The organism is Desulfosarcina widdelii (assembly GCF_009688965.1).
Lineage (GTDB): Bacteria > Desulfobacterota > Desulfobacteria > Desulfobacterales > Desulfosarcinaceae > Desulfosarcina > Desulfosarcina widdelii.
The window spans coordinates 1,589,810-1,603,594 of record NZ_AP021875.1 but is presented as its reverse complement, the minus strand read 5'-3'; the positions used below and the strand labels follow the sequence as shown (position 1 = coordinate 1,603,594).

At 55.5% G+C, this 13,785-nt stretch carries 10 protein-coding genes; 8 read left to right on the top strand and 2 right to left on the bottom strand.

The features are described from left to right. Positions 1–11: 11 nt before the first annotated feature. From GN111_RS07410 to lpxK, 8 genes are all read left to right on the top strand, one after another. The gene (locus GN111_RS07410; RefSeq protein WP_155303146.1) at positions 12–890 is read left to right on the top strand and encodes a hypothetical protein; all 879 of its coding nucleotides are present in this window, start codon (positions 12–14) and stop codon (positions 888–890) included. Positions 891–1,493: 603 nt separating this feature from the next. Next, positions 1,494–2,207, top strand: coding sequence for a TerC family protein (locus GN111_RS07405; RefSeq protein ID WP_155303145.1), 714 nt, complete (start codon positions 1,494–1,496; stop codon positions 2,205–2,207). Continuing rightward, positions 2,200–3,756: an NAD(P)/FAD-dependent oxidoreductase gene (locus GN111_RS07400; protein ID WP_155303144.1), complete on the top strand. Its 1,557-nt coding sequence runs from the start codon at positions 2,200–2,202 to the stop codon at positions 3,754–3,756. The genes GN111_RS07405 and GN111_RS07400 overlap by 8 nt, the downstream gene beginning before the upstream one ends. Before the next feature lie 119 nt (positions 3,757–3,875). Further along, positions 3,876–5,360, top strand: coding sequence for a helicase HerA-like domain-containing protein (locus GN111_RS07395; RefSeq protein WP_155303143.1), 1,485 nt, complete (start codon positions 3,876–3,878; stop codon positions 5,358–5,360). A 14-nt stretch (positions 5,361–5,374) separates the two neighbouring features. Next, positions 5,375–6,556, top strand: a complete 1,182-nt coding sequence (gene lptF / locus GN111_RS07390; RefSeq protein WP_231715693.1) for an LPS export ABC transporter permease LptF — start codon at positions 5,375–5,377, stop codon at positions 6,554–6,556. Next, entirely contained in the window at positions 6,553–7,629 is a 1,077-nt protein-coding gene (lptG, locus tag GN111_RS07385; RefSeq protein WP_155303142.1) for an LPS export ABC transporter permease LptG, read from the top strand. Before lptF ends, lptG begins: the two co-directional genes overlap by 4 nt. Positions 7,630–7,666: 37 nt before the next feature. Continuing rightward, positions 7,667–9,004 (top strand): 3-deoxy-D-manno-octulosonic acid transferase, encoded by a 1,338-nt coding sequence (locus GN111_RS07380; protein ID WP_155303141.1) that lies wholly within the window; start codon positions 7,667–7,669, stop codon positions 9,002–9,004. Continuing rightward, positions 8,979–10,115 (top strand): tetraacyldisaccharide 4'-kinase, encoded by a 1,137-nt coding sequence (lpxK, locus tag GN111_RS07375; protein ID WP_155303140.1) that lies wholly within the window; start codon positions 8,979–8,981, stop codon positions 10,113–10,115. Before GN111_RS07380 ends, lpxK begins: the two co-directional genes overlap by 26 nt. Before the next feature lie 93 nt (positions 10,116–10,208). On the opposite strand, the gene GN111_RS07370 is transcribed toward lpxK, so the two are convergent. Together GN111_RS07370 and GN111_RS07365 are read right to left on the bottom strand one after the other, a co-directional pair. After that, positions 10,209–10,631 carry a hypothetical protein gene (locus GN111_RS07370; protein ID WP_155303139.1) on the bottom strand — a complete coding sequence of 141 codons (423 nt, stop codon included), beginning with the start codon at positions 10,629–10,631 and terminating at the stop codon, positions 10,209–10,211. Positions 10,632–10,644: 13 nt separating this feature from the next. Further along, a complete protein-coding gene (locus GN111_RS07365; RefSeq protein ID WP_155303138.1) occupies positions 10,645–13,770 on the bottom strand; it encodes a pilus assembly protein in 3,126 nt (1,041 codons plus the stop codon). Between the last annotated feature and the right edge of the window lie 15 nt (positions 13,771–13,785).

Below are 13,785 nucleotides of genomic sequence, written 5' to 3'. Positions count from 1 at the left end.
AGAACTGCAGGATGCAAGAGATACAGTTTGAAGTTGGCGGTAAATACGAAAACATGAAAGGCGTCTTCGAGGTTATTGCCATTCATAGAGACTCCATGGATATCCGCTGGGAGAACGGGGAAGAGATTACCACCCCCATCGAACTTCAGCAGCGGATCATCGAACGGATGGAGCATGAAAAGGAGATGGAGGAAGCCAAGGCGAAGCAGAAGGCCAAGAAGGCGAAGGCGGCTTCCTCAAAAGCGGGAAAACAGTTTTCCGGTCTCGAAGAGAGCGATTTCGGGAATACGGTATCCAAAACATCCTGGCGTGGACGCGGACAATTGGGCGGTGCTGTTGCCCAACGGTTCAAAACCAAGCAGTTTAAATTCAACTCCTGGGCCGTTTTGCGCAAGCCCGAAGTCAACTGGTTGGACGTAAAAAGGCAAAAGCAAAAAGATCTTCCCTTTCAGGCCAAATTTTTTGCCCGGGTGGACCAAAACCGTCTCTGCTACGGGGTGCACATCCCTACAGCCGATCCGGATGCGAGCGGAAAAAGCGACTGGCAGACCCTGCTAACCTGGTTGGGCAGGGACGAAAACGACGCCTGGCTCAAAAAACAGTGCACTTCCCATGGCATCTATCTTGTCGATCTTGGCGGGCAGGGGTTCGGCGGCAGATTGGAAAACAGGGAAGAACAATGGTTCCATGCCGGTCCGGATAACTCCGTAGCTTCCCTGAGCGCGTTTTTATCAGAGGCCGGAAAGTCCGGGTCTTTGGACCTGCGAATTGAAAAAGAGATGGAAAAAACGGCAGCGCTGGAAAAAAAGCAGGCCATTGCTGCTGACGTGGCGGCATTTTTCGATGCATTGATGCCTTTGTATGCGGCCATGGCTGCCGATGCTCCCTGAGTCCTGCATATGCGCCTGACGCCGAGGGGCACGGATATAGCAACTACCCCGCTTGCCGGTGGAAGGTTCCCCGCATTTCCACAATCACAACTTTTTATTTAAACGAGAATGTGTCGGACTGTTTCCGGGCCGTTTCCTATTGGTGCGGCCCTTATTGGTGTTGGACCGGGTGCCTCCTTGAGAGCGTGAAGCAGTTTCATCGGACTCATCCAGCAGGATCACATAGGCGTCCGGGGATGAGCACCTGGAAGGGCTTTGGCCGGGCGATGGCTGAGACTCGGAGGACTTTTTCCGTTCACGGATTTCGTTGATTGAAACGGTTTTGGCCATGGTTCAACCTGGTCGAATTTCGATTGCACAGTCGGAACAGGTACGATATGGCGATCTCGGGTACAATCGCTCCTTTAAAGAAAGTATTTGAACAGTATTCCCGACTGCCCTTGGCACGGCCACATGCGGGAATGCAGGGCACGCCTTCAATGGTATCTGCCCTCGATGAGAACGGCTGCTTCCTTTTAAAACCTGACGTTATTCGTGTTTAATCTAGGTGTACAGAAAATTGCCCGATTTTTCAAGACCCATAAGAAAAAGGAGAGGTGATCCATGGGAGACGCATTGGGGCTGCTGGTCCTGCTCATCGGGCTGGAACTGGTTCTTGGAGTCGACAATGTACTGGTGATTGCCATTTTTGTGGGGCGGCTTCCGGAAGACCAGCGGCAAAAAGCCCGCATCGTCGGACTGAGCCTGGCCATGGTGGCCCGCATCGTCATGCTGGCCGTGGTTGTGGCCCTGGCCAGCCTAACCCGACCCGTCATCGCCGATTTTTCGGTCAGGGACCTGATTCTCCTGGCCGGCGGACTGTTTTTGCTTTACAAGGCCGCAACGGAGATCCATCACACCGTGGAAATCAAGGATGAAGACCACGGGGCTGCAGCAGGGAGGACGGGGTCGTTTACCGCCATCATTACCCAGATTGTGCTGTTGGACATCGTTTTCTCCGTCGATTCAGTGATCACGGCGGTTGGGCTCACCCGGCATTTGTGGATCATCGTTACGGCGGTGGTGCTTTCTTTTATCGGCATCCTTTTTTACGCCCGGCCCATCGGCGATTTCATTCTACGCCATCCCGCCCTCAAGATCCTGGCCCTCTCTTTCCTCATCACCATCGGCGTGACCATTTTCATGGAGGGCATGCACAAGCATGTGCCCAAGGCCTATATCTACCTGCCCATGGGATTCGCCCTTTTGGTTGAAATGCTTCAGATGCGCTACGATCACAATCGCCGCCAACGGAAAGGCATGGCCACGGATGCCTGAGACGGTATTTTTCGATTTATCGCCGGAACGGGCGGCTGACCCGAGGGAAGTTGACCGGGCCGTTGCTGCCAAGCTAGGCCGTCGCATCGATGCTGGCCGCTACCGGGTTGTCCGGCGATCCATTGATGCTCGTATGGCCCGAATACGGGTGCGGCTGGGGATTCAGGTTTACGCCGACGGCGAAACGGTGGCTTCGGATCGGCCGGTTTTTGGCTATCGGGACATCGGCAATGCCACACCGGTGATCGTCGTGGGCGCCGGGCCGGCCGGCATTTTCGCTGCCCTGCGCCTGCTCGAATTGGGCCTCAAGCCCGTGGTCATCGAGCGAGGGAAAGAGGTAAAACCCCGGCGAAAAGACGTGGCCGCGCTCAATCGGAGGGGCATACTGAACTGTGAATCCAACTATGCCTTTGGCGAGGGCGGTGCCGGAACCTTTTCCGACGGGAAACTCTACACCCGTTCCAAGAAAAGAGGTGATCATGGCCGCGTTTTGCATCGCTTTCATCAGCACGGCGCTGACAAGCAGATTCTTCTCGATGCCCATCCCCACATCGGTTCCAATCGCCTCCCGCAGATCGTATCGGCCATGCACGCCACCATCGTGTCACACGGGGGCGAAATCCATTTCAGCAGAAAGGTAACTCGCTTGAAGATCGTCGACTGCCGGGCAGTGGGTGTGGTCCTGGATGACGGCCGGCAGGTGGACGGTGCCGCGGTCATTCTGGCCACCGGGCACAGCGCAGGGGATGTCTACCGCATGCTTGCAGATCAGGGCATTGCCATCGAAGCCAAACCCTTTGCCATGGGGGTGCGGGTGGAGCACCCGCAAAAGCTCATCGACCGGATTCAGTACCACGGTCGGGAAAGAGGTCCATTTCTTCCCCCGGCATCCTATTCCCTGGTCCGGCAGATCGATGGGCGCGGCGTGTACAGCTTCTGCATGTGTCCGGGCGGAATCGTCGTTCCGGCAGCCACACAGCAGCAAAGCGTGGTGGTCAACGGCATGTCCTTTGCCAAGCGCAATTCAGGCTACGCCAATGCCGGGATCGTGGTGGAAACCCGATTGGAGGACATTCCCGATATGCGGAACACCGTTTCTCTTGGCGGCTTGGATTATCAGCGGACGCTGGAACGCATCGCGTTTGAGCATACCGGTGGACAGATGGTCGCACCGGCCCAGAGACTGGTGGATTTCGTCGTCAACCGCGCTTCGTCCAGCCTGCCGGCCTGCTCCCACCCACCGGGCGTTGTGGCGTCTCCGCTCCACCAATGGCTGCCCGAACCCATTCGCCTGCGCCTTCAGGCCGGATTCAAGGCTTTTGGAAGCAGTATGAAAGGCTTTTTCACCAACGACGCGGTGGTGGTGGGGGTGGAATCGCGAACTTCGTCTCCGGTGCGGATTCCCAGGGACCCGCAGACCTTACAGCACGGTTCGGTCACCGGGTTGTTTCCTTGCGGCGAAGGGGCCGGGTACGCTGGGGGAATTGTCTCCTGCGCGGTGGACGGGGAACGGGTGGCCGTAGCCGTTGCCGGATTTCTGCAGGACTGATTTCAGCCAGTTTTCCATTTCATTTTTCCGGTGGATGCCTTAGTATGGGCACCGACTTCTGTTGGGCCGCAGGGCCCCCTTGTTCCCGAAGCGTCAATATCTGCGGAGACAACCCTGTTATGACAAATTTGATCATCGGCGCAGAAGACGGCCTGCTGGTGCAGCAACCCGGGCGCATGTGCAACCGCCATGGATTGGTGGCCGGCGCCACCGGCACCGGAAAGACGGTTACGCTTCAAACTCTTGCCGAGGGTTTTTCCCGCATGGGTACGCCAGTGTTTGCCGTAGACGTAAAGGGCGATCTTGCCGGCATCGCCATGGCGGGCCAAGCGCACCCTAAAATCGACGAGCGGTTGGCGGCAATCCCTCTGCCCGATTACCGGCGGCAGCCCTGCCCCACCTTGCTGTGGGATGTCGAGGGGATCGCGGGCCACCCGGTTCGTACCACCATCTCGGAGATGGGGCCGCTGCTGTTAGCCAACCTGCTGGAACTCAACGACACCCAGACCGGCGTCTTGTATGCCGGATTCGATCTGGCCGACGACCAGGGGTTGTTGTTGCTGGACCTGAAAGACCTGCGGGCGCTGCTGGCCTGGATGGGGGAGAACAGCAAGGATTTGAGGGCCGAATACGGCAACATCACCAGCGCCAGCCTCGGTGCCATCCAGCGCCGTCTGCTGGTGCTGGAAGAGCAGGGGGCCGAGCGTTTTTTTGGAGAGCCGGCCCTGCAACTGGCCGATCTGATGCACATCGACTTTTCCGGCCGCGGGGTGGTCAGCCTCTTGGACGCCAGCCCGCTGATTCACGAGGCGCCGCGCCTGTACGCTGCCTTTTTGTTGTGGCTGCTGGCCGACCTGTTTGAACGATTGCCTGAGGCCGGTGATCTGTCCGTTCCCAAGCTGGTCCTGTTTTTTGACGAGGCCCATCTTCTTTTTAACCGGGCGCCGAAACCGCTGCTGGACAAGATCGAGCAGGTGGTTCGGCTGATTCGGTCTAAAGGCGTCGGCGTCTATTTCATCACCCAGAATCCAATGGACATTCCAGAAACGGTACTGGGGCAACTGGGGTTGAAGGTCCAGCATGCCCTGCGGGCGTTTACCCCCAAAGATCAAAAGAGCATTCGCGCCGTTGCCGAATCGTTTGTCCCCAACCCACGCTTCAAAACGACCGATACGGTTACTGCGCTGGCCATCGGCGAAGCCCTGGTGTCGGTGATGGGTGAAGACGGCAGGCCGCAGCCGGTGAGAAAAACGCTTATCGCGCCGCCGGAGGGAAGGATCGGCCCGCTTGTCGAGAAAGAGAGAACCGCGGTGATCCAGCGGTCGCCCATCAGGGGGAGATACGACGACGCGGTGGACCGGCAATCAGCCTATGAAATGCTCCAACAAAGAGCTGAGACCGCAAAAATTTCGGAAAGCCGGCACTTGCGGGAAGCGGAACGGGAGAAAATGAAGCGGCAGGAGGCCCGAAAAAAGAACGTTGGCGGGCGTCAACGTCAAAGTGTCGGTGAGGCCATGATAAAAAGCGCCGCCAGATCCATCGGAAGCAGCATCGGCCGCCAGATTATCCGCGGCGTCTTGGGATCTCTTTTCGGAAAACGCTGAGCCGGAAACTTCCATTGATCAATCCATTTTCCATTCTTTTTCGACATCTGTTTCTGGAGATGATGCCCCCTTTTTTCATCAATCTGGCATTTTTCTCTTTTATCTTCCTGATGAAACAGATTCTCGATATTACCGACATGATCGTCAATCATAATGTAGGGTTGGGGGCCGTCTGCCTGCTGCTGATCTACACGATGCCCTATTTCCTCCAGTACATCATTCCCATGTCCGTGATGATGGCGGTTCTGATGTCCCTGTTGCGGATGTCCGGCGACAACGAAATTATCGCCCTGAAGGCCAGCGGCGTGAGCATTTACCGGCTGGTGCCGCCGGTTCTGATCTTCAGCGCGATGGGAACGCTGGCCGCTGGGTTTATGACCGTCTACGGGGTGCCCCACGGGACCTTTCGATTCAAAACCCTGCTGTTGGACGTGGCGTCGACCAACCTGAACGTCAGCCTGAAAGAGCGTACCTTCAACGACAGTTTCGACAACATCATGCTCTATGTGAACAAGATCGACCCCCGCAGTGGAGAACTGCTCAATGTGTTTATTGAGGACCGGCGAAAAAAAGGCGTCAGCAATACGGTTATTGCGCGTCGGGGGAAGATTGTCGGCGATCCGAAAACAATGCTCTACCATATGCGCCTTTTCGACGGAACAATCAACCAGATGGATATCGCCGACAGCGCTTCCCATATCGTCCGTTTCGATACCTATGATATCCGGCTGGACCTTAAGGCTGCCGCGGCCAGCGCCAGCGTTGCGAAAAAGAGTCCCAAGGAGATGACGCCCAAAGAACTTGCCCGATATATCCGTAAGGTTAAAGGTAAGAGTAAAGAAAACTATTACGGAGCTTTGTTGAAACTGCATAAGAAGTTTTCCATCCCGTTCGCCTGTATTGCTATGGGACTATTGGCCATGCCCCTGGGAATCCAGGCGAAGCACTCGAAAAAGGCTTTCGGGGTCGGACTGGGGCTGTTCTTTTTTCTTCTGTATTATATGCTGCTGTCCATCGGTTCGGCCTTTGGAGAAAATGGAAGCTATCCGCCGGTGATCGGTATGTGGATGCCCAACGCCCTTTTAGGAGGCGCCGGGATCTTCCTGCTGGTCCGGTCGGCCAAAGAAAAACCGGTGACAATTCGTTGGTTGGAATCGCTCTGGTTCTCCATCTCAGCGTTGATGAGTAAAAGATGAGCATTTTGTACCGTTACGTGACGCGGGAAGTCCTGAACTGCTTTTTTATCGTGCTGGTGGCGGTGTTAAGCATCTATGTTGCGGTGGATTTCATCGAAAAGATCGACAATTTCATGGAGCAGGGGGTTCCAGCCAGCCGGTGCGTAATTTTTTTGTTGTATAAACTGCCCTACATCTTCGTGCAGATTGCCCCGGTTGGTTTTTTGTTGTCAATTCTGGTTGCTTTGGGACTGATGAGCAAAAACAACGAGGTGATCGCCCTGAAAAGCTGCGGTATCGGCAAATCGCGGCTCCTTCACCCAATCTTGGTGATGGGATTTGTTTTTTGCGGGTTGCTGTTCGCGGTAGGCGAATTTGTCGTGCCGAGGTTTATGGACAATGCCAACCGGATCTGGCTCCAGGAAGTGCGTAAAAAGAATATATATGCAACCCGGACCAAAGATATCTGGATGCGGGCCCCCAACCAGATCATTCATATCAAAAAGTACTCACCTGACGACAAAAGGATTTCCGGGGTCACCATCCACATCTTCGACGAGGCGTTCAGGCTCATTGAGCGGGTGGACGCCAAATCGGGAGTCTATGAAAACGGAAAGTGGCACCTTGACAACATCCTCCAGCAAACATTCGGAAACGATGCCGAGGTCATTGACGTCAAGGCCCATGAACAAATGGTCGCCAGGATCGACCTGAATCCGGAAGATCTCTCCCGGGCGGCCAAACGATCCGATGAAATGGGCCTGGCAGAACTGGCCCGCTATATCCAAAAGGTCGAAAGGGAAGGATACGGAGCAACCCGCTACCGGGTCGATTATCACGGGAAGATCGCGGCGCCCTTTGTCTGTATTTTTCTCAGTGTCCTCGGTACCGCAATTGCCCTGAGGGGAAAATTGCGGGAAGGGATGCCGGTCAGCATTACCTACGGTCTGGGGATCGCATTTCTCTACTGGATTTTCAACAGCTTTTGCCTCTCTTTGGGGTATGCCGAGATGATGCCACCGGTAATGGCCGCCTGGGTCGCCAACCTGGTTTTTTCGTGTGCAGCCGGATTTTTACTGCTCAACGCGAGGTGATCCGTGATCGGGAATCTTTCAAAATAAAGATGCTTTCATGATGGCCAAGTTATTGTTCGCATACAATTTTCTCATGATCGCGACGCTTTGCCTGCTGTGGCCGGTATGGACTTCTTTTCTGGTGCGCCGGAAAAGGCAAGGCCGGCCCTTTTTCCAACGCCTCTTCATGGAATCGGTTGCCCGGTCAGGAGGTCGGGATTCGGAAATGGCCGACGGTCGTGCAATCTGGGTGCATGCCCTGTCTGTCGGTGAGGTTCTTTCGGCCGAGCCGCTGGTAAAGGCCTTGGCCCAGCGATACAGTGCGGACAAACTTGTTTTTACGACTTCCACCCGTACCGGTTTTCAAACGGCCGAGCGTGTGATTTCAGCCCATGTCTCTGCGCTGCGATATTTTCCCTACGATATCCTGTTTTCAGTTAAACGCGCTATGGCAGTCATTCAACCGCGGCTTGTGGTCATCGTGGAGACAGACATTTGGCCCAACTTTCTCTATGAGCTGAAAAAGCGACGCATTCCTGTCCAACTGGTCAACGCCCGGCTTTCGGCCCGCTCGTTCAACGGCTATCGCCGCCTTGGTTTTATGATGAAACCGCTGCTCTCTGTTTTCGGCACCATCGGGGTGCAAAGCGATGTCGATCGGCAACGGTTCCGGCAGCTTGGCGTTCCTGACAGCAAATTGGCCATGGTTGGCAACATGAAATTCGACCAGGCGGAATCGGCCCTATCCGACGAGGAACGGCAGCAATTGTCGGATTCTCTGAAAACTACGGGTAGGCACATATTGGTGGCCGGCAGCACCCACGAGGGGGAAGAGGCGCTATTGTGTCAGGCCTACCGGAAAGTTTGCGCCAGCGGCATGAATATATTCCTGGTCATTGCCCCCAGGGATCCGCAACGGGCCGCACAGGCATGCGGGATTTTCCAGCGTGATGGTATCGACGCAGCCGTTTATGGAGAAATCGAGCAGAGATCTACATCGATTTCGGTTGTCGTGATTGACCGTATCGGTATGCTGCGCAAACTGTATGCTTTGGCAGACGTCGCTTTTGTGGGGGGCAGTCTGGTGAAAGCCGGCGGCCACAACCCTTTGGAGCCGGCTTCGGCAGCCAAAGCGATTCTATACGGACCTCACACCGAGGATTTCTCCTGGATTTGCCGGACCCTTGAAAAAGAAGGCGGCGCCATACGGGTTTTCAATTCCGAACAGCTTGCCGAAGAGGTCTGCAGATTGATTGACAATGAGGAACTGCGTACAAAACTCGGCCAACGGGCGTACGGGATTTTTTCCAATCACCGTGGCGCTGTGGATCGGATCATGACGATACTGGCGAATAAGATGGAAAACGATCATGGCCGGATTGAAAACCATATTTGAGCTCCTTCAAGGTCGGATCGCGTCTGCCATCCGAAAAACGGAATCGACACCGGTTTTCTCTTTTGAAACCGTTTTGCTGATTCTCTCCTTCGTCTACGGTGGCATGATGCGGCTGCGCGCTCGGATGTATGCGGCAGGCGTCCTGCCATCCCGGAGCCTGCCCTGTCCGGTTATCTCCATCGGCAACGTCACTGCCGGCGGTACGGGCAAAACACCCATGACCATCCTGGTCGCCCAGCTTATCCGGGATATGGGCTATCGCGTGGTCGTGATCAGCCGAGGCTATCGGGGGCGGCTCGAGACCACGGGGGGCATCGTCAGCGATGGCGAAACGATTTTCCTGGAACCGGAGGATGCCGGTGACGAACCCACCCTGATGGCCAGGGTGTTGAAAGGGATACCGGTACTGGTGGGCCGGCGGCGCTACGAAACGGGCCGGTTGGCCATCAATCGATTCAATCCCGATGTGATTGTCCTCGACGATGCTTTCCAGCACATGGGACTGCAAAGAGACCTGAATCTGGTGCTCTTGGATAGCCGGTCGGCCTTCGGAAACGGGTATCTGCTGCCTCGGGGCCCGTTGCGGGAACCCGAGTCGGCCCTGGAAAGGGCCCATGCGGTGGTGTACACGCGCTGCGGTCAGCCTTCCTGCACGCCTCTGCGCCCGAGAACCTTCCCCGGACCGCGCCCGATCTTTTGTACAAAACATGCACCGGTGATTCGAACCGTGGTGTCGAAGGCCGGTCCGACGCTGACCGAATCGACGGATCTTTCTCTGCTTGCGTTTAGGAGAGTGGTGGCTTTCGGCGGTGTTGCCGACAATCGAACGTTTTTCGACTCGTTGGAAGAGGTGGGCTGTGTCGTTTTGAAAAAGTACTTTTTTCCGGACCACCACCGGTATCGCATCGAAGAGCTTGCGGCCATTGCCGAATCCGCAGAGAAATTGGGTGCCGAAATGGTCGTTACGACTTTCAAGGATTTTGTGAAAGTCGCCACATTCAGGGGGTGGACCCGCCAATTGGTTGCTGTGGATGTGGACATCGAGTTCTGCACCGACAGAAGGCGTTTCAAGAGTTTCATCGCCGATGCACTCGGTCTGAACATTTTTTAGCCAAACAAAAAAACGCTCCCACCGGCCACATTTTTTTGCCGGTGAGAGCGTTGGGGATCTTACTTTATTTATTGGTTGGTTTTTGGTAGATTTCTATTTTTTTTTCTTTTTCCATTTCGGAAGAATCTGGATCTGTTCGGCGATAACGGTTCCATCCTCTCGTTCCAATCCACGGACTTTCACCCGCTGCCCTTTTTCAAAATCCTGGATTTCGACGATGCTTCCATTTTGATTCGTCAGCCGTGGTTCTTTCACCTGATTTTCGTATTTATATGCCGTAAGCAAAATGTCGATTTCGGCAACATTAATCCTGGGCGGGATTTCGTAAGGGTGAATCTCCATGACAGTGGCGACGATCTCAAACGGTTTTACGTCTCCAGAATAAATAACGATTCCGGAAAAAGAGGATGATGCTTTTTCCCTGGCATGGGTGCAAGGAACGCTAAGAAATCCCGTACCGATCAGAATGGCCGTAATGGTGATCGAGAAAAAATAAATGGTTCTGGTTTTACGCATATTACCCCCCTTTTTAGTTTGACGCCCGACGCCAGTAGAATTTGTGCATGCTGATTTGCTCCACCGGATCTTCTTTTTCGATACCGCCTTCGACACCGATTAAAATGACCGCCCCTTTGGGCAGCACGGCAATAACCGGCGAAGAGGCGATGGAGGTACCAATGACTTTGCTGCGATCACTCTTGCCAAGGCCATCGATCACGTTGCCTTCCGAATCTGTTTCCGTAGCCGAACTATAGTCTTTGACTGCCGCGCCGGTCAGGTAATTAACGGCATAGAACCTGGCCACCCCGCGGCCGGTGATGCTGGTGCAGGGGTCCGTCGATGGAGTGGTGCTGGAAGAATCTTCCGGTGTATAGGTTGTAAAGTAAAGAACCCCAGCGTAGACAACCACCGATGAGATGATTTTCTCGCCTGAATTTTCCAGTCTGAAATACCAACCGCGGCTGCTGTCCAAAGCAGTTTTAACGGCCTCCTGTTCGGATTCCGTACCGTTCTGGATTAAGTTGTCCGTCACGTCCACCAGGTCGCTCTCCGTAAGAGTGGTAAAGGTGGACGATTCCTCCCAGTCGTTGCGGATGGCGTATATTCGGTTGACCACCCCGGTTTCTTCGGGGTCGGCTCGGTCGCCGGTGCCGAAAAAGATCATGTCCTCACCGTATTCGGCCACGACGTCGGGAGAGTAGAAAATTTTGCGCTGGACGCTGTCCACCGCGCCGGCGGAGAAAAGTTTGCGGCCGCTCCAGGTTCCGTCACCGCCGACAATCGTATCGGCCGGAGCTGTGTCGTCATCCTCGAAGGCCCACATGTTGCCGGCCAGATCGCCGGCATACACCCGGTTGGTGTACGAGTCGCCGTTGGAGTCGAACCCCATGGCATCGGTGAAGCAGTTATTCATTCCGGTGAAGTTGGCTGCATTGAAATTCAGGGCGCTGACCGACCCGTCGGTAGCATCGACGGCGAACACGGCTCGGCCCACGGTGTCGGCGGCCGCCGGGGTGTCCAGATCCTGGTTGGTGTCGTAGCCGCCGGGCAGCAGCAGCACATCCTCGTAGTCACTGGTACCGGTTCCCGTTCTGATGGTGTGATCGGTCGGTGTGGCCCACGATTGTCCCAGGTTGGCCGCGGCACCATCCACCGTGCCGTCTCCGTCGGTGTCAATGGCAGCCAAGAGCCCTTGACCAATGCTGTATTTGTAAGCAGGAGCCGCAGGATCGGTGATGTCAAGGGCGTAGTAGTTGTAGCCCCCCCGGCGCTCTCCGAAAAACAGGGTTTTGCTGGTGGCGCTTTCGTAAACTGACGGGGGGCCGTCCACGTAGTAGTCGTGGTCCGTCGTGCTGTCGGACAAAAGCTGCAGGCGGCTGAGCTGATCCGGGGGAATAAACCCCCAGGTCTCGCTGCCGTCGTTGTCATAAAAGGCGTGCATCGTACCGCCGTTAGTGCCTACGAAAATATAGGAATCATCGTAATCGCCGTCGGCATCAGTGTCGTAGTGCACCACCGCAGGCTGGGAGTGCAGCACATCGCCCATCTTCCAGTCCAGACTGTCGCCGTCAATATCGTTGATGACGGTGGTCCGTTCGGTGGTCGTCGTCACGCCAAGTGCTGCTGCGGTCAAACCCGTGTTGGCCGTGGAAAAGGCGTTGGCCGTGTCGGTCAGGTCCGATTCAGTGCCCAGATAGGTGTAGAGGTTGCGGCTGTTGTTGTCGAGAAGTACTTCGCCTACACCGCCCGCGGTGACATTCGGTCCGTCGGCCAAGCTGGACCAGTAGGACCGGGCGTTGTCCTTGATGCTGCCGTCTGCGTTGGTGGCCTCCGACCCGCCGACGGCAAGAATGTCGCCGTAATCGGAAAGGCCGTATTTTTTTACGTTACCCGCCCAGCGACCGCTGTTCTGGGGCTTGAAAAAGCCGACATACAGGGAATTGCCGGCGTAGGTGCGGTTCATGCGGCTGACCGGCACCACCGGGGAGACGAAAACCGCATTGACTTCCTGGATCTTGCTGATGATGGATTCGAAGGCTTCGGACAGGCCGGAGATGCTGTTGGCCACATAGTACTCTCCGCCGCCGTTGGTGGCCGCGTCCTGAAGAAGCTGCTGGTCCGACTGGAAGCCGATGGTGTAGGTAATGACGTTCTGCTTTTCGAAGGAGATGTCCCCGGTGCCCATGGTGGGGTTACAGTCTCTATCGTACAGGTATTTGGCCACGTCGTCCAGGAAGTCCGAACTGGAGTCGCTGGTGCTGTCCCCGGAGTTGCCGTCATTGTCGTAGTCTCCGATGCTATCGCCGTTGATATAGGTGCCCGAGGACAGCTTCCAGTCGTTATCACTGGTCGGGTCGCCGTCGGTCATCAGAATGATGTAGTTTTTCTGGCAGCGGTACTGCATGGGGCTGGAATAGGTGTTGGAACTGGTCAGGACGTCGTCGGAATAACTGTTGTAATTGTTGAACCAGCTACTCTTGCCGGCAAAGTACAGCCCGGCTTCGGCCAGGGTTTCGGACAGGGGGGTCATGCCGCTTGCCGGTAGGGCGTTGACCGCGTCGATCAACTCCTGCCGGTAGGCGTCGTCGCCGGTGACGGATTGAATCGGCTTGACTATACGTCCTCCCTGGTCGTAGTTGAAACGCATCAGGCCGAAACGCACACCGTCGGTGTTCTGGATCAGGTTGGTGATGACCTCCTTGGCCACCTCGGTTCTCGAACGGTCCGAGCCGGATTGCCCTTCGTAGTTGAAGTAGTTGCCCAGATACAACCTTTTTGTGTATCCACCGCAGGCGTAACCATCACCGCTAAACAAGATGGAGCCTTCAGTGGTTCCGTTTGCTATAAGATCATCTTTCACGGCCGTGCAGTTCAAGTCTGCCACATCGTTGGCGAAGACGCTCCAACCCGAGTAACTACTGTATCGCCATACTTTATTCGTGTCATAGGGCCCCGTATAGGTCGTGTCGGGATCATAATAATCTGACGGCACATCTTCCGTATCCATACTGCCGGAGGTGTCGAAAATGATCAGCACGTTGGGTTCCACCGAAACACTTCCGCCGCCATATATGTTGGTGTCGTCCGCCTGGAGGGGCAGTGCCAGGGCCATCCCGAGAATGGTCAAAGTGAGTATGAAAATTGATTTTTTCATGGTTCGATCCTTCCT

Excerpts from the sequence above, each read along its gene's own strand:
- GN111_RS07410 (WP_155303146.1), top strand. The coding sequence starts at position 12 with ATGCAAGAGATACAGTTTGAAGTTGGCGGTAAATACGAAAACATGAAA.
- GN111_RS07395 (WP_155303143.1), top strand. The coding sequence starts at position 3,876 with ATGACAAATTTGATCATCGGCGCAGAAGACGGCCTGCTGGTGCAGCAA.
- GN111_RS07400 (WP_155303144.1), top strand. The coding sequence starts at position 2,200 with ATGCCTGAGACGGTATTTTTCGATTTATCGCCGGAACGGGCGGCTGAC.
- lptG (WP_155303142.1), top strand. The coding sequence starts at position 6,553 with ATGAGCATTTTGTACCGTTACGTGACGCGGGAAGTCCTGAACTGCTTT.
- GN111_RS07365 (WP_155303138.1), bottom strand. The coding sequence starts at position 13,770 with ATGAAAAAATCAATTTTCATACTCACTTTGACCATTCTCGGGATGGCC.
- GN111_RS07405 (WP_155303145.1), top strand. The coding sequence starts at position 1,494 with ATGGGAGACGCATTGGGGCTGCTGGTCCTGCTCATCGGGCTGGAACTG.
- GN111_RS07380 (WP_155303141.1), top strand. The coding sequence starts at position 7,667 with ATGATGGCCAAGTTATTGTTCGCATACAATTTTCTCATGATCGCGACG.
- lpxK (WP_155303140.1), top strand. The coding sequence starts at position 8,979 with ATGGCCGGATTGAAAACCATATTTGAGCTCCTTCAAGGTCGGATCGCG.
- GN111_RS07370 (WP_155303139.1), bottom strand. The coding sequence starts at position 10,631 with ATGCGTAAAACCAGAACCATTTATTTTTTCTCGATCACCATTACGGCC.